This window comes from Streptomyces sp. NPDC004610 (assembly GCF_040609715.1).
Taxonomy (GTDB): domain Bacteria; phylum Actinomycetota; class Actinomycetes; order Streptomycetales; family Streptomycetaceae; genus Streptomyces.
In genome coordinates this window covers 43,213-58,042 of the sequence record NZ_JBEXLA010000039.1, presented here as the reverse complement: position 1 = coordinate 58,042, position 14,830 = coordinate 43,213, and the positions used below count along the sequence as shown (strand labels likewise).

The following is a 14,830-nucleotide window of genomic DNA, read 5'->3' as shown; positions in this document are numbered from 1 at the left end:
CCTTTCCAGGGTCTCACCATCACTGGGGGGCTGCCAGTGGACAATTGGGCGGGCGATGGGTGCCCTTGTCCGAATGGGTGGTGGGTGCTGGCGTCACCCTCACTCCGGCCCTTGCGCGAGCGGGAGGTGACGACTCGTCGATCCCGGTGCCCCGACCCGGCCGCCTCCCACGTCGGCGTCCGGGTCGGGGCCGATGTGGGAGGCGGGGCCGGACTCAGCCGGTGAACGCTTCGATCAGGGTCCAGATCGCGAGACCGGCCATGCACAGCGCGCCGATCCGCTGCACCGTGCGCAGCGGGACCCGCTTGGCGATGAAGCGGCCCGCGAGCAGTGCCAGGGCGGAGACCGACATCAGGGCGGCGGCGGATCCGATGGCCGTCGGCAGCCAGCCATTGGTCGCGGCCAGGTTCGCGGTGGTGATCTGGGTCAGGTCACCCCACTCACTGATGAACACGGCCATGAACGCGGTCGTGTAGACGGGCCAGAAGCCGGTGATCGTCTTGGCTCCGGCCTCGTCATCGTCGTCGTCGCCCGCGCCCCTGAGCAGCACGAACGCGCCGAAGGCGAACAGGGCCGCCGAGACCAGCTTCACCGCCATGTTCGGCAGCATGCTGAGGAGGCTGCCGGCGCCCACGGCGATGGCGACATGCACGATGAAGGCGGTCGACGTCCCGAACCACACATACAACGGACGCATCCGCGTGCCCATGGCCAGGGACGCGAACATCGTCTTGTCGGGGAGTTCGGCGAGGAAGATCAGCCCGAAGGCGGTGACGATCGCCACTGGGTCGAGAGTCATCCCGGTGCTTTCTGCTGGGGCCGGGCCGAAGGGCTCGTACGACACCCGAGCGGGCGACGGGGAACCGATTCGGCCCGGCACGACGGATCGGGCCCCCACAGGTGTGAGGACACGGGTCATGCAAGACCGAAGGTCTCGTCCGCCGCAGCGCTGCGCGCCGGGCCCGATGGCCGGGAAAACGCCCTGGTGGGACGCCGTCCAGTATGTCGACCAGCGGTATTGCGGGACTACTCCCCTTCGCTGCCTCCAGTGTAAGCAGCCCTTAGGGAGGTGGTAAGGCGGGGGGTGGGTGGGACATGTCACTCGGGGGTGTCGTCGCCCTGCGCGTCTGTGCGGCCTGCGCGGCCCGTGTGTCCTGTGCTGGGGCGGGGTCAGACCGGGATGGGTCCGGGTCGGGTCCGGGAACGGGTCGGGTCCGGGAACGGCTGCCGATCATGGCAGGGCTGCGGGGAGACGGCCTCTCCGGTCGTCTCCCCGCTGTGGGACGCGGTTCCCCGCGCGCCTCTCGGCGCCAGCCCTTGGCGCCGGCTCTCAGCAATGGGCCGGGCGCAGCCCACTGGCTGTATGCGGGTGGCTGTGCTGCGTGCCCTCAGCCGTCACCCCGGTGGCGGTGGGGCGGGGGCCGCCGACACCCGGGGTGGCGTCCCCGAGAGCCCCCTCTCCGCTGCCCCGCGCGGTCCGCGCGGTCCGCGCCGAGACCGTCCGGGTCGGGGTGGTCCGGATCGAGGCCGTCCGGGTCGCGGCGACCCGCGTCGTAGCGGCCCGCGTGAGCGTGGCCCGTACCGGCCCGTTCGCCGTGACCGGCGTCGAACCGGCCCGTTCCGCCCCCTCGTCCGTCCGCCACAGCCGTACCGCGCCCAGCGATGCCACGAGGGCGATCGCGCCCAGGGTGATCGCGGCCGTCCGGAGCCCCGCCTCCGCTCCCAGCCAGCCCGCCAGCGGGTAGGTGACCAGCCAGGCGACGTGGGAGAGGGAGAACTGGGCGGCGAAGACCGACGCGCGCTGGTCGGCCGGTGCCGAGCGGCGGATCAGGCGTCCGGCCGGGGTCAGGACCATCGAGTTGGCGGCGCCGAACGCGGCCCAGACCGCCAGCAGGGCGGGCCAGCGCCAGCCGCCGCTGGTCGCGGAGGTGACGACCGTGAGCGCCGCGAAGACCAGCCCGAGGAGCAGGGCCCCGCGCAGCATCACCGTACGGTCCGGCACCCGGTCCAGGACCCGGGGGAGGATGAGCGCCACGATCATGGAGCCCGCCCCGTACGCGCCGAGCGCGAGCGGTACCGCGCCGGACGACAGGTCCAGGAAGTCCCGTACGTAGATGACCGAGTTGACGGTGACCATCGCGCTCGCGGCGGCGACGGCCAGGTTGAGGGCGAGCAGGGCGCGCAGGCGCGGGACGGTGAAGAAGAGGCGGGCGCCGGCCGTCGCCTTGGCGTAGGCACCGCCACCGGTCTTGGACGACGTGGACCGCTCCGCCGGTGCCGGTGTCCGCTTCGGCAGGACCACCGACAGCACCAGCACGCCCGAGGCGACGAAGCCGACCATGGTGCCGGTGAAGAGCCAGTTGTAGGTGATGACCGAGAGCAGGGCCGCCGCGAGCGCCGGGGAGAACAGGCTCTCCAGGTCGTAGGCGAGCCGGGACATGGAGAGCGCCTGGGTGTACTCGCGCTCCTCGGGCAGGACATCGGGGATGACGGCCTGGAAGGTCGGGGTGAAGGCGGCGGAGGCGGACTGGAGCAGGAAGACCAGCAGATACACCTGCCACACCTGGTCCACGAAGGGGAGGAACAGCGCGACCCCGGCCCGGGTGAGGTCGGCGGTGACCATCAGGGTCCGGCGCGGCAGCCGGTCGGCGAGGGCGCCGATCACCGGGGCGATGGTCACATAGGCCACCATCTTGATCGCGAGGGCGGTGCCGAGGACCGAGCCCGCGTCGGCGCCGGCCAGGTCGTAGGCGAGCAGGCCGAGGGCGACGGTGGCCAGGCCGGTGCCGATCAGGGCGATGACCTGGGCGGCGAAGAGGTTGCGGTAGATGCGGTTGCGGAGGATGGCGAACATACGGGCGGCTCCCGGGGTGTGGTTCCGGCGGCTGGCGCAAATATAACACTCATGTGCGCAGCTGCGCACATGATGGCCAATGTGATCCACCGCACACCCGCACCCCGCACCCCGCACCCCGCACCCGGCCGCGTTCCGGGCACCCGGGGCTCTACCCTTGCCGTATGTCCGAGAGCCAGTCCCTCCCAGCTGCGATCCATGAGCATGTGCTGACGCCCGACAGCGCCCGACTCGCGGAGGCGACGGGGGTGTTCGCGATGCTCGCCGACCCGACCCGGCTGCATCTGCTCTGGCTGCTCGCCCAGGGCGAGGCGGACGTCGGCACCCTCACCGAGCGCACCGACGCCTCCCGTACGGCCGTCAGCCAGCACCTCGGCAAGCTCCGGCTCGCCGGACTGGTCGACACCCGCCGCGAGGGCCGGCACATCTACTACCGCCTCCGGGACGGGCATCTGCGGCGCCTGGTCGTGGAGGCGCTCAGCCACGCCGACCACCGCATCAGCGGCGAGGCCCTGCACGACTGACGCCCGCCCCGCGTCCGCCGGTCGCCTCCACGCGTCGGGCGTACGGGATCAGGCGTACGGGGTCCGGAGCGGGCCTCCGCCGCCCTACGCTCGCGCGCCCGGCGTTTCGCCCGTCCCTGGCCGCGCCGGTCGTGCCCCTTCGATGGCACCGACCCCGCCCGCATAGGCTTCCCCGAGGACGGACGGGCGGGGACAGGGAAAGGGCGGTGCCCAGATGACCGACGAGCCGCACCCGCTCACCGGGGCGCCGGAGCGGATGCCGCCCGGCCAGCGCCATGTCCACGGCTGGCCCGTCTCGCACTACGGCCCGGTCCCCCGCTTCCGCCCCGAGCGCTGGAACCTCCGGGTCTTCGGTGCCACCGCCTCCGGCGCGGTGCGGGAGTGGACCTTCGACGACCTGTCCGCCCTCCCCCGCACCACCGTCGTCGCCGACCACCACTGCGCGAGCGGACCCACCTCCAGCGGGCACGAGTGGTACGGCATCCCCGCCACCACCGTCCTGGAACTGGTCCCGCCCGCGCCCGGGGTCACCCATGTCATGGCCTGGGCCGAGTACGGCTACTCCGCCAACCTGCGGCTGCGCGACTTCACGAGTCCGCACACCCTGATGGCGACCCACCACAACGGCGAGCCCCTCACCGCCGAGCACGGATTCCCGCTGCGGCTGGTGGTGCCCCAGCTGTTCGGCTACAAGGGCCCCAAGTGGCTGCGCGGCATCGAGTACATGACCGCCGACCGGCGCGGCTTCTGGGAGGAGCGCGGCTACCACAATCTCGCCGACCCCTGGAAGCAGCAGCGCCACTCCTACCAGGAGGACGACGAGGCGCCCGCCTCCCCCTGACCGGCGGTCACGGCCACAGCGGGTACCGCGCCCAGGGGCCCCGCCGGTCGGGGCGTTCGTAGCGCAGCCGCTCGTGGAGGCGGTCCTTGTCGGCCTGCCAGAACTCGATCTCGGTCGGTACGAGGGTGTAGAGGGTCCACTCGGGACTGACCAGGCCGGGGTCCGCCGCGATCCGGGCGCGTGCCTCGCGCAGGGCCGAGGCGCGTTCCTCGGGGCCGGTCAGATGCCGGCTCTGGCGGCCGATCAGCGCCTCGGCGCGGGCCGTGGTGGCGCGGGCGAGCAGGTCGGCGGCGCTCTGCTCGGCGGGCGCGGCCTCGACCGTGCCGCGCAGCCGGATCTGACGGCCCAGCGGGGGCCAGTAGAAGGTGAGGGCCGCGCCGGGCCGCCGGGCGAGCTGGCGTCCCTTGGGGCTGTCGCCGTGCACGGCGAACTGCCAGCCGTCGTCGTCCACGTTCTTGAGGATCAGCACCCGCGCGTCCGGGATGCCGTCCTCCCCCACCGTCGACAGTGTCATGGCGTGCGGGTCGGGCACCCCGGCCGCGACCGCCGCGCGCAGCCAGTCGAGGAACAGAGCGACCGGGTCGGCGGGCGCCGAGGCGGGGTCGAACTCGGCGAGGGGCCCGGCGAAGACCTCCAGACCTCGCAGCCACCGCCGTATGCCGTCCGGGTCGGTCGGCCGCTCCGTCCCGGCGGCCGGTCGCGGGCGCTCCAGGTAGACCCAGGCGCGTACGCCCGAGTCCAGGGTGACCAGGGCTCGGGCGTAGTCGTCGACCTCGTAGGAGTCGGCCAGGGCGAGATCGGCCGCGCCGACCGTGAAGACCTGGCCCTCGACCCCGTCCGCCGGATCGGCCGAGGCCACGACGAGCGGATGCCGGTCGGTGCCGCTGGCCTCGATCACGGCGGGGTCGGTGATCAGGATGCTGGTCGTCCGGTGGCCGGGCAACCGGTCCGGACGCCCCTCCAGCAGCCGCCCGAACTGGGAGAGCTGCACCTGCGGCAGTTGCAGCGTGCCGTAGGAGAACAGGTACTGGGGGCTCTCGCCGGGTTCGGGCTGCCCGTCGGAGGACGGCGTCTGGCTCACGGTGTCTCCTTGGCTCACGGTGGCGCGGGACGTACGGATCCCGCGTCGGCGTCCCGTCGATTCTCCCTGACGGGAGGCGTCCGGGGCCGGGATCAGGTCGCCGGGCGCTGGGGTCGAGGAGGACGGGCAGTCGGGTCACGCCGCCGATCAGGGAGCCGTTGCCGAAGGGGAGGCGCTCGGGGGGTTCGGCGAGCCGGAGGCGGGGGTGGCGGTGCAGAAGGGTGGTGAGGGCGGCACGGAGTTCCAGGAGGGCCAGCGGCGCGCCGACGCAGCGGTGCGGGCCGTGGCCGAAGGCCAGATGAGGACGGCGGGGGCGGGTGATGTCGAAGGTGCCGGAGCGGTCGAAGACCCGGGGGTCGCGGTCGGCCCCGCCGAAGAGCAGGGCGCTCCAGTGGGCGCGCAGGGCCTGGTGGCCGACGCGGGCCCGGTCGGGTGGGAGCGCGGTCAGGGCGAGCTTGCGGCGGGCTCCGTCGAGGAGCGGCTCACGGCCCGCCTCGGGGACGCCGAGCAGATCACACACCACGCCGATGGCCAGCGGCAGGGAGAACCCCGCGTGGAGGTCCACGGGTCCGGGCACGCCCGCGAGCGCGTCGAGGAGACCATCGGTCCGGGCCTGTACGGACGCGCGCAGACGGGCGAGAGCGGCGGGGCGGAACGACGGGGTGCACAGGCGGCGCAGCCGGGTGTGGTCGGGCGGATCGAGACCGAGGAGGCTGGGCTCGTCGAGATCGGCCAGGGTCATACGGGGACCGCCGGGCACGGTCAGCATGGCCCGTCTGCTCAGCCGGGGGTCGGTGAGCGCACGGACGACATCCGCGTGGCGCACGGCGAGATGGGCGGGGTCGCCACTGGACATCCGGACGCGGGTCAGCTCGTCGCGGTCGAGGAGGGCGGTGTGTGGGAGGGGGGCGAGGGCGTTGTCCGGGGGAACGGGTAGGCGAGGGGGGTCATGGGGCGGCGGGGGGTTGGGGGGAGGGCGTCGGTTCCAGGTCGGGGGTGGGGGTGGCCTCCGGCTCGGGAGCGGGGGGTTGGGATTCGGGGGCGGCGGGCTCGGGCCCCGGCTCGGGGGCAGCGGGGGCGGCCCCTGGTTCGAGGGGGGTGGGCTCAGCCTTGGGGTCAGGAGGCGGTTCGGCGGGGGCGGCAGGGGCTGGTCCGGCATCCGCCGCAGGGGCTGGTCCAGCACCCCCGTAGGAGCTGGCCCGGCACCCACCGCAGGGGCTGGCCCGGCATCCGTCACAAGGCCCGGTCCGGCGCCCACCGCGATGACCCCTCTGGTGGCGGGTTCGCGGTCGGGTACCGGTGGCGGGCCGCACGCGGCGCGCGGATGGTGGTGCGGGCTGCGCGGATGGCGGCGCAGATGGTCCGCCCAGCGGGAGCGCAGCGCGTCGGTGACGGGCAGGCCGAGCCAGGTCAGGACGCGTTCGGCGGTGGCCCCTGGAGCGGCGGCCAGTTCGGCGAACGGGACCCGGAGCACCTCCACCGAGGCGGGCGGGTCGGAGGTGAAGGCATGCAGCCGGGCCAGCGCGGTGCGGGTCGCGGCGGTCCATGACCAGACGGCCCAGCGCCTTCATGGCGTCCTCGGACATGGCCGTCGGCGCAGGCCAGGACACGGATCCGGATCCACGTCCGGCATGGATCCGGAACTGGCCCCGGACATGGCCCTGGCCTCGGATCCGGACATGGGCATGGAACTGGACCTGGACATGGACCGCTCCCCCACCCGGTTGCCTCCGCCCGACTATGACGTCACCGGGAGGGAGCGGACAACGGCGTCTGAAATGGGACGGGCGTTCTATGGGGTGACGATCGGGAAGTCCGGGTCCGGGGTGTCGAGGTGGCCGAGCAGCTCGGTGAGTCGGGTGGGGTCGCCGGTGACCTCGACGCCGTCGTGGGACGGCAGCTCGTCGGGTGGGAGCGTGCCGAGGAGTACGGCGCGCAGGGTGGCCTCGGCGAGGGTGAACTCGGCGTCGGCGTCGCCCGCGGCGGCGGGTCCGGTGCCGGTGACATGGGTGAGGACGCCGTAGCGCAGCCGCAGGGTGAGGGGGTCGCCGTCACCGTCGGTGAGCCGCCAGCGGACGGTGATGTCGGCGTCCCAGCTGCCGGGGCCGTCGATCCGGATGGCGAGCGAGTCGAGGAGCTGGCCGAGGGTGAGGGCGGCGAGGAGGTCGGGCGAGACCGTGGAGGTGGGGGTGGCGACGGGGCCGTGCCGGAGTTCATGGGCGCCCATGAGGTAGAAGTTGCGCCAGGTGCCGTTCTCGCTGCCGTAGCCGAGCTGTTCGAGGGCGTCGGCCTGGAGGGTCCGGGCCTCGGCGTTGTCCGGGTCGGCGAAGACGGCGTGGTGCACCACCTGGGCCACCCAGCGGTAGTCGCCGTCGGCGTAGGACTGGCGGGCGCGGCTCAGGAGTTCGGCGGTGCCGCCCATGAAGTCGACATAGCGGCGGGCGGCCTCCACGGGCGGGTGCTCCCACAGATGGGCGGGGTTGCCGTCGAACCAGCCCAGGTAACGCTGGTAGACGGCCTTGGTGTTGTGGCTGACCGAGCCGTAGTAGCCATGGGTGTGCCAGGCCCGTTCCAGGGCCGGGGGCAGGGTGACGCGTTCGGCGATCTCGGGGCCGGTGAGGCCCTGGTTGAGCAGGCGCAGCGTCTGGTCGTGGAGGTAGGCGTACAGGTCCCGCTGCCCGGTGAGGAACGCGATCACCCGCTCGCGGCCCCAGGTGGGCCAGTGGTGGGAGGCGAAGGCGACCTCGGTGCCGTCGGCGAAGAGGTCGACGGCCTCGGTGAGGTAGGCGGCCCAGACGCGCGGGTCGCGGACCTCGGCGCCGCGCAGGGTCAGGAGGTTGTGCAGATTGTGGGTGGCGTTCTCGGCCATGCACAGGGCGGAGTGGTCGGGGAAGTGCAGATTCAGCTCGGCGGGTGCCTCGGTGCCGGGGGTGAGCTGGAAGACCATCCGGATGCCGTCGACGGTCTCCGTCTGCCCGGTGCGGGTGATGTCCAGGGTGGGCGGGATCAGTCCGGCGGTGCCGGTCGAGGTGGTCTGCCCGAGCCCGGCGCCGATCTGCCCGCGGTCGCCCTTGGGGAGGGCGGCGCCGTACATATAGGCGGCGCGGCGGTTCATCGCCGTACCGGCGTAGACGTTCTCGCTGACCGCGTGCTCCAGGAAGCCGTGCGGGGCGAGGACGGGGACGCCGGCGGCGACCTCCGCGTCGGAGACGACGCCGTGCACCCCGCCGAAGTGGTCGATGTGGCTGTGGGTGTAGAGGACGCCGGTCACCGGGCGTGCCCCGCGGTGCTCGCGGTACAGGGCGAGGGCCGCGGCGGCGGTCTCGGCGCAGATCAGCGGGTCGATGACCAGGATGCCGCGCTCCCCCTCCACGAGCGTCATGTTGGAGAGGTCGAAGCCGCGCACCTGGTAGATGCCCCGGGTCACCTCGAAGAGGCCGTGGTCGGAGCAGAGGCGGCTCTGCCGCCACAGGCTGGGGTTGGCGGTGGCCGGGCAGTCCTGGGCGAGGAAACCGTAGGCGCCGAGGTCCCAGACGGTGTGCCCGGCGGCGTCCCGTACGACGCTCTCCCTGGCCGTGCCCATGAATCCGCGGCGGGCGTCCTGGAGGTCCTGGGTGTCGTCGAAGGGGAAGCGCCGCAGTACGTCCTCGTTGGCCTGGGCGACGGACGGTTCGGCGGGCCGGGGTTCGGCGTTCTGCGGCATGCGGCTCTCCTTCGCTCACTCCGGCGCGCTCTCCTCGCCCGGCGGCCCGGCGCGAACGGGCGGCCACTGCCACCCTGGCCCGCTCCGGGGGCGGCGGCGAACGGGTGAGGGCCGGGCGGGTGAGCGCGGGGGCGGGGCGGGTGAGCGCGGGGGCGGGGTGGTGGGGATTCCGAGGGGGGGCGGTGGGGGTCGCGTGGAGGGCGGGGCGAGTGCCGAGGGGGCCGGTGCGGGTCGCGTGGGGGGCGGGGCGGGGGCCGAAGGAACCGGTGAGGGTCGCTTGGGGGCCGGGGCGAGTGCCGAAGGGACCGGTGAGGGTCCGGATCGGCGGGCAACGATGCGGCTCCCGGGGTCCCCGGTCTCCGGTGCCGGTCACGCCCGGTCCATGGTGGCCAGCGTGATGTGCGGGGACAGTGCCCGCAGGAAGTCGGGGGCGTCGAAGATCTCGCCCGCGGAGGCGACACCCGTCGTCCTGGTCCGGCCGGTGAGGATGCGCTCGACGGCCTCCACGGCGAGGGGCGCGGTGACGGCGTAGATGTCCTGCCCGGTGGCGGTGGCACGCCGTTCGGTGTCACCGCGGCGGACGACGACATCGACGAGGAAGGTCTGCGCGGACCGGCCCTGCGGGTCGGCCGGGGCCGGTGCCGGGGTGTCGGGGGAGGCGAGGTCACCGGCCGCCTCGACCGTCATATAGGTGCGGACTTCGGGGACGGCCAGATGGCTGGGGATGGTGACGACATCGGCCATGGTGAACTCCCCGATGACGGCCCGCGTCCCCATCGTTCCGGGGAAGTGCCACTTCAGGGTCGGCGGGGCGTCATGACGGTGGGTCAGCTCCCCGCCGGTGTAGACGACCCGGGCGCCGTCCCGCCGCTCCCGGGAGACCGCCCCGGCCGCGCGGGTCCCGGCGGTGGGGTGCCAACTGCTCAGCCCGTATGCGATGTGTGCCTCGTCCGCCGCCGTCCAGTCGCCCATCGCGGAGGTGGCCAGCAGGTCGCCGAGTCCGCCGAAGAAGGCCATCGCGGGGACGACCACCACGTTCGCGGCGCGGGCGCGGTCGGCGAAGTGGGTGAAGGTGTCGACGTTGGCCTCGATCTCGGCGGCGACATCCACGTACGGGATGCCTGCGCGCAGGGCCGCCTCGATGAGGGGGGCGGCGGTCGTGGCGAAGGGTCCGGCGCAGTTGATGACGGCGGACGCGCCGGCCAGGGCGCGGTCGAGCGCGGCGGGGTCGTCGACGGAGGCGGGGCGGATGTCGAGCCCCGCCGCCCCGGCCTCGGATCCCCCCGGTTCCCGCAGATCACCCGGTTCACCCGGTTCCGCCGCTTCCCCCATTTCCGCCACGTCCACAAGTTCCGCCAGTTCCTTCAGCTTTCCGGCGTCGCGGCCGGAGAGGACCGGGACGAACCCGCGCTCCCGCAGCCGCGCCACCACGAAACGCCCGGTGTGCCCGTACGCGCCGAACACCGTCACCGTCTGCGCTGAACTCATGGCCGTTCTCCCTCAGTTGAGCCGACCGGCCGCGATCGAGCCCGATCCGCCGCCGTGATGTGCCGTTCCGTCATGACCATCCTGTCGAGTGCCCCACCCTCACTGCGAGTGTCCGAAACGACGGGCCTCGTACAATTACGGACATGGACTCTGTCGCCCTGGCCGTCACCGACGGGATGCTGCATTTCGAACTGGCCCTGGCGTGCGAGGTGTTCGGCTCACCCCCGGCGAGCGTGACCGGCCAGTGGTACGACTTCAGGGTCTGCGGGCCGGGCGCGGTGCGGGTCGGCCCGTTCCGTCTGGAGCCCGATCACGGGCTGGACCGGCTGCCGTACGCGGACACCGTGATCGTCCCGGGCTGGACCGACATCGACCGGGAGCCGCCCGCCGAACTGGTCGACGCGGTGCGCGCGGCCCATGAGGCGGGGGCGCGGGTGGCCTCCCTGTGCACGGGTGCCTTCATCCTGGCCGCCGCCGGTCTGCTGGACGGCAGGCGCGCGACCACACACTGGGCGCACGCCCGCGACCTGGCCGAGCGCCATCCCCGGGTGACGGTCGACCCGGATGTCCTCTATGTGGACAGCGGCAGCGTGCTCACCTCGGCGGGGAAGGCCGCCGCCATGGACCTGTGCCTCCATATCGTCCGCCTCGACCACGGCTCGGCGCTGGCCAACACCCTGGCCCGCCGCCTGGTCGTGCCACCGCACCGGGACGGCGGGCAGGCCCAGTACGTCACCACGCCCGTCCCGGCGCCGGACAACCACCCGCTCGCCGAGCTGCTCCCCTGGGTCATCGCCCGCCTGGACCAGCCGCTGACCGTCGAGGATCTCGCCCGCCAGGCCCGGATGAGCTCACGCCATCTGGGCCGCCACTTCAGATCCGTGACCGGAACAACCCCCCTGCAATGGCTCCTCACCCAGCGCATCCGGCACGCCCAGGAACTGCTGGAGACCACGGACGACGGCATCGACAGCATCGCGGCGGCCACGGGCATGGGGACGGCCACGACACTGCGCCGCAACTTCAACCGCACGGTGGGCGTCCCGCCGGACACCTACCGGCGTACGTTCCGCGCGCGGGCGGTGGGGCATGAGGGGATACGTCGAGAGGGGGTCTCGTCGGTGCTGGCGGACTCATGACGTGACTTCATGAGCACCCCCGCACCGCCGCACCCCCGCACCGCCGCACCCCCGCACCGCCGCTGCCCGCTGCCACCGGCGTCCGCGCACCCCCGCCGCCGGTCAGCGGCCCCGCCTCGGACGGCGGGTCCAGCGGCCGGGGCGTCTGCGGGGCTGGGGCCGACGGGGTTCCCGCTCGCCGGAGCCGCCTCTCCCCCAGGGGGCGTCCGGCGACAGAACCGGTGCCTTGCGGTCGGCCTGGGCCCGGATCTCGACATGGGACTCGTGAGCCGTGATCCGGAACGCCTCCTCGTACGAGGCCAGCGCCGCGCTCATCGCCCCGCCCGCGAGACCCCGGCGGCGGATACGCGATGCCAGCCAGGTGAAGAAGCCGAGGACCACGGCGAGAAGTCCGAGGACGATCACGAACGGCAGGAACGCGTCCATGGGCGGGAGTGTACGCGGCGCGTGGTCGGCCCCCTCAGGCGATCTCCTCCACCGTCCGCTCGAACGCCAGGGCCCCCTTGCCCTCGGCCAGGTACGGGGCAATCGCCGTCACCCAGGCTGCGGCGCGTTCGACGGGGACGACGGCCAGTACCGTCCATCGTCGCCGCGGTGTCGGCCCGTCCGCTTCCGCTGATCCCTTCCTGGGCGGGGGCGCTTCCTGGTTCGACTGCGACTTCGGCTGCGACTTCGGCTGCGACTTCGGCTGCGGCTGCGGCTGCGGCTGCGGCTGCGGCACGGTCTCGGTTCGGTGGCGCGCGTCAAAGGGGGCCGTCGGAGATCAGCCGGGGTGTCAGGAGCGGTTCTCCAGGTAGTGGCGGGTGAGACGGGCGAAGTTGCCGGTGCCGTGGCCCGCGTCGATGACCGCCTGGGCGAGGGGGCGGACGGCCCCGAGCGGACCGGGGTCCATGCCGCGGCTCTCGGCGGCGTGGATGATGTGGTTCATCGTGGCCACGTTCGACTCGATACTGGAGCCGTCGGCCGGGAACTCGCCGCGATCGAGCTTGCCCGCCATGTCGGCGACGGACTCGGGCAGCAGCCCGACGATCCCCAGGGCGAACGGGGCGAGATCCACGGCGTCGATGCCCTCGGCCTCCGCCAGGGCGAAGGCGTGGGTGAGACCGCTCATGGATGTCCAGAAGATGTTGAGCAGCGCCAGATCGAAGCCCGCGGCGCGACCGGGGTCGGCGCCCAGATGGGTGTGCGAGCCGCCCAGCGCGGCCAGGGTCTCGCGGTGGGCGCGGTACGTCCCCTCGGGGCCGCTGTAGAGCACGACGGCGGAGGGGGTGCCGATGGTGAAGGTGGGCGACATGATCGCACCGTCGATGTAGTCGATGCCGTGCCGCTCGGCCCAGGCGGCGGCGGTGCGGGAGCGCGCCGGGGTGTCGGCGGTGAGGTTGATCAGCGTACGGCCCTTCAGTGTGTCGGCGAGGGGCAGCAGGATCGCGTCCGAGGCGTCGTAGTCGAGCACGCAGACGATCACCAGCGGGCTGGCTTCGGCGGCCTCGGCGGGGGACGCGGCGAGTACGGCTCCGTCGGCGACGAGGGCGTCCGCCTTGGCCGCGGTGCGGTTCCACACGGTCGTGGGGTGGCCGGCGTTCACGAACGCGGCGGCGATGGCCGCTCCCATCGGGCCGAGACCGATGACGGTGACGGGGGCCTTGACGGGTGACTTGACAGGTGCCTGTGCCTTGTCGGGTGACTTCTCGGCGGTCATGTCCGCGGGCATGTCGTTTCGTTCCTCTCGTCGCTCGGTGTGTCCACCGGCGGGGTGATGGGTCGGGGGGGGAGCCGGGCGGAGCGCCGCTCCGGGCCCTTGCGCTAGCGAGGGGCGTTAGATAGAACGTTCTAACAACGGCGACGCTAACAGGGGCGCACCGCGACCCGCAACCTAAAATGAACGTTCTAACCAGTACGCTGGGCAGATGACTTCCACGACCGAACTGGGCACCCGGGACCGCATCGTGCGCGCCGCCTCACTGCTGATGCAGCAGCGGGGTTACGAGGGCACGGGCATCAAGCAGATCGCCGGTGAGGCCAGGGCCACGCTCGGCTCGGTCTACCACTTCTTCCCCGGCGGGAAGGAGCAACTGGCCGTGGCCGCGATCGAGCACGGCGATCAGGAGTTCGCCGAGATGCTGACGGCGTCCCTGGCCGGTGAGCCCGACCCGGCCAAGGCCGTCGACGGCTGCGCCCGCGCGCTCGCCGCCCATCTCAAGGCGTCCGACTGGATGAACGGCTGCCCGATCAGCGCCACCGCGCTGGAGACCACGGGCCGGGTCCCCGCGATCGAACGCGCGGTCGCCCAGGTCTTCCAGCACTGGCAGGACCTGGTCGCCGACACCCTGCGTACCGCCGGTTTCGACGAGGACGACGCGCGCGAGCTGGCGATGACGGTCATCAACACCCTCGAAGGCGCCGAACTCACCGCCCAGGTGTTCAGATCCGAGGCACCGCTGCTGGTCGCGGGCAGACATCTGGCTCTGCTCATCGACGCCAGCCGACCCTGAGGAGGGTCCGACGGATCTCCGCGCGGCGTCGGGCCGCCCGTCACTCCCGCGCGGGTTCGAGCAGCGCGGCGAGCCGCAGCAGCCGGGCGTCCTCGTGGGGACCGGCGATCAGATGGAGGCCGACGGAAAGGCCGTCCACCTGGCTGCGGGCAGTGATACGGCCGGAACGCCGGTGCTGTTGGCGGCGACGGTGAAGTGGTCGCCGATGTCGGGCCGGCGCAGGGTGCGCCCGTCGGACAGCGGCATCACGGTGGCGCCGATCGGCGGTGCGGTGACGGCGACGGTGGGGGTGGCGATCACATCGACCGAGCGCAGCGCGGTGTGCGGTTCGCACGCGATCCGCCGCCGCTGCCGGTGCGCGGCACGTACCTCGTCCCCGGTGAGGTGCGCGCCCGCCGAGATCAGCGCGAGCGCGCGGGGATCGGTGGACCCGTCCGACACCAGGGGCCCCAGCGCGGTCGCCGCCTCCGCCGCGAGCACGGCGACATGGGCGGTCACCGAGGTCCGGGCGGTCAACGGCAGATCCAGGGGGACGACCTCGATGGCGGCGGGCAGCGCCGCGAGTGCGGCACGGCAGACCGCGTTCACCACTGGGTCGGCGGGGGCCGTCCAGTCGCCGGGCCAGCCGACCCGGACGCGCCGTCGTACGGGCGGGGGGACGGTGCCCGCGCCCGGGGCGGCCACGAGACCAGGACCAAGCCCCCCCAC

At 73.2% G+C, this 14,830-nt stretch carries 13 protein-coding genes and 1 pseudogene; 4 read left to right on the top strand and 10 right to left on the bottom strand.

Annotated features, from left to right (window positions below):
- Positions 1-214: 214 nt before the first annotated feature.
- The gene (locus ABZX40_RS33690) at positions 215-799 is read right to left on the bottom strand and encodes a TMEM165/GDT1 family protein (RefSeq protein ID WP_355746202.1); all 585 of its coding nucleotides are present in this window, start codon (positions 797-799) and stop codon (positions 215-217) included.
- A 531-nt stretch (positions 800-1,330) separates the two neighbouring features.
- Positions 1,331-2,854, bottom strand: coding sequence for an MFS transporter (locus ABZX40_RS33685; protein WP_355746199.1), 1,524 nt, complete (start codon positions 2,852-2,854; stop codon positions 1,331-1,333).
- 164 nt (positions 2,855-3,018) lie between these two features.
- On the opposite strand from ABZX40_RS33685, the gene ABZX40_RS33680 reads away from it, so the two are divergent.
- Positions 3,019-3,378: a metalloregulator ArsR/SmtB family transcription factor gene (locus ABZX40_RS33680; RefSeq protein WP_355746196.1), complete on the top strand. Its 360-nt coding sequence runs from the start codon at positions 3,019-3,021 to the stop codon at positions 3,376-3,378.
- A gap of 214 nt (positions 3,379-3,592) precedes the next feature.
- Positions 3,593-4,219: a molybdopterin-dependent oxidoreductase gene (locus ABZX40_RS33675; protein WP_355746193.1), complete on the top strand. Its 627-nt coding sequence runs from the start codon at positions 3,593-3,595 to the stop codon at positions 4,217-4,219.
- Positions 4,220-4,226: 7 nt separating this feature from the next.
- Here ABZX40_RS33675 and ABZX40_RS33670 read toward each other — a convergent pair whose 3' ends face one another.
- The 4 genes and pseudogenes from ABZX40_RS33670 to ABZX40_RS33655 all read right to left on the bottom strand — a co-directional run bounded on the left by ABZX40_RS33670 (position 4,227) and on the right by ABZX40_RS33655 (position 10,491).
- Positions 4,227-5,300: a pyridoxal 5'-phosphate synthase gene (locus ABZX40_RS33670; protein ID WP_355746190.1), complete on the bottom strand. Its 1,074-nt coding sequence runs from the start codon at positions 5,298-5,300 to the stop codon at positions 4,227-4,229.
- A gap of 268 nt (positions 5,301-5,568) precedes the next feature.
- Positions 5,569-6,042 (bottom strand): annotated as a pseudogene (locus ABZX40_RS33665) (hypothetical protein); the annotation flags it as partial.
- 1,050 nt (positions 6,043-7,092) lie between these two features.
- Positions 7,093-9,003, bottom strand: coding sequence for an alkyl sulfatase dimerization domain-containing protein (locus tag ABZX40_RS33660; RefSeq protein ID WP_355746187.1), 1,911 nt, complete (start codon positions 9,001-9,003; stop codon positions 7,093-7,095).
- A gap of 369 nt (positions 9,004-9,372) precedes the next feature.
- A complete protein-coding gene (locus ABZX40_RS33655) occupies positions 9,373-10,491 on the bottom strand; it encodes a saccharopine dehydrogenase NADP-binding domain-containing protein (RefSeq protein ID WP_355746184.1) in 1,119 nt (372 codons plus the stop codon).
- Positions 10,492-10,634: 143 nt separating this feature from the next.
- Here ABZX40_RS33655 and ABZX40_RS33650 point away from each other — a divergent pair, with 143 nt between their 5' ends.
- Positions 10,635-11,630, top strand: coding sequence for a helix-turn-helix domain-containing protein (locus tag ABZX40_RS33650; RefSeq protein ID WP_355746182.1), 996 nt, complete (start codon positions 10,635-10,637; stop codon positions 11,628-11,630).
- A 102-nt stretch (positions 11,631-11,732) separates the two neighbouring features.
- Here the strand turns inward: ABZX40_RS33650 and ABZX40_RS33645 are convergent, their stop codons facing one another.
- From ABZX40_RS33645 to ABZX40_RS33635, 3 genes are read right to left on the bottom strand one after another with little or no spacing between them, the layout of a single operon-like run.
- Entirely contained in the window at positions 11,733-12,056 is a 324-nt protein-coding gene (locus ABZX40_RS33645) for a hypothetical protein (RefSeq protein WP_355746180.1), read from the bottom strand.
- Between the two features lie 34 nt (positions 12,057-12,090).
- Positions 12,091-12,351: a hypothetical protein gene (locus ABZX40_RS33640; RefSeq protein WP_355746177.1), complete on the bottom strand. Its 261-nt coding sequence runs from the start codon at positions 12,349-12,351 to the stop codon at positions 12,091-12,093.
- Positions 12,352-12,405: 54 nt separating this feature from the next.
- The gene (locus tag ABZX40_RS33635) at positions 12,406-13,341 is read right to left on the bottom strand and encodes an NAD(P)-binding domain-containing protein (protein WP_355746174.1); all 936 of its coding nucleotides are present in this window, start codon (positions 13,339-13,341) and stop codon (positions 12,406-12,408) included.
- A 196-nt stretch (positions 13,342-13,537) separates the two neighbouring features.
- Here ABZX40_RS33635 and ABZX40_RS33630 point away from each other — a divergent pair, with 196 nt between their 5' ends.
- Entirely contained in the window at positions 13,538-14,122 is a 585-nt protein-coding gene (locus ABZX40_RS33630) for a TetR/AcrR family transcriptional regulator (protein ID WP_355746172.1), read from the top strand.
- Positions 14,123-14,230: 108 nt separating this feature from the next.
- Here ABZX40_RS33630 and ABZX40_RS33625 read toward each other — a convergent pair whose 3' ends face one another.
- Positions 14,231-14,806: an amidase family protein gene (locus ABZX40_RS33625; protein ID WP_355746169.1), complete on the bottom strand. Its 576-nt coding sequence runs from the start codon at positions 14,804-14,806 to the stop codon at positions 14,231-14,233.
- Between the last annotated feature and the right edge of the window lie 24 nt (positions 14,807-14,830).

Excerpts from the sequence above, each read along its gene's own strand:
- ABZX40_RS33660 (WP_355746187.1), bottom strand. The coding sequence starts at position 9,003 with ATGCCGCAGAACGCCGAACCCCGGCCCGCCGAACCGTCCGTCGCCCAG.
- ABZX40_RS33630 (WP_355746172.1), top strand. The coding sequence starts at position 13,538 with ATGACTTCCACGACCGAACTGGGCACCCGGGACCGCATCGTGCGCGCC.
- ABZX40_RS33685 (WP_355746199.1), bottom strand. The coding sequence starts at position 2,854 with ATGTTCGCCATCCTCCGCAACCGCATCTACCGCAACCTCTTCGCCGCC.
- ABZX40_RS33635 (WP_355746174.1), bottom strand. The coding sequence starts at position 13,341 with ATGCCCGCGGACATGACCGCCGAGAAGTCACCCGACAAGGCACAGGCA.
- ABZX40_RS33655 (WP_355746184.1), bottom strand. The coding sequence starts at position 10,491 with ATGAGTTCAGCGCAGACGGTGACGGTGTTCGGCGCGTACGGGCACACC.
- ABZX40_RS33675 (WP_355746193.1), top strand. The coding sequence starts at position 3,593 with ATGACCGACGAGCCGCACCCGCTCACCGGGGCGCCGGAGCGGATGCCG.
- ABZX40_RS33645 (WP_355746180.1), bottom strand. The coding sequence starts at position 12,056 with ATGGACGCGTTCCTGCCGTTCGTGATCGTCCTCGGACTTCTCGCCGTG.
- ABZX40_RS33690 (WP_355746202.1), bottom strand. The coding sequence starts at position 799 with ATGACTCTCGACCCAGTGGCGATCGTCACCGCCTTCGGGCTGATCTTC.
- ABZX40_RS33650 (WP_355746182.1), top strand. The coding sequence starts at position 10,635 with ATGGACTCTGTCGCCCTGGCCGTCACCGACGGGATGCTGCATTTCGAA.
- ABZX40_RS33680 (WP_355746196.1), top strand. The coding sequence starts at position 3,019 with ATGTCCGAGAGCCAGTCCCTCCCAGCTGCGATCCATGAGCATGTGCTG.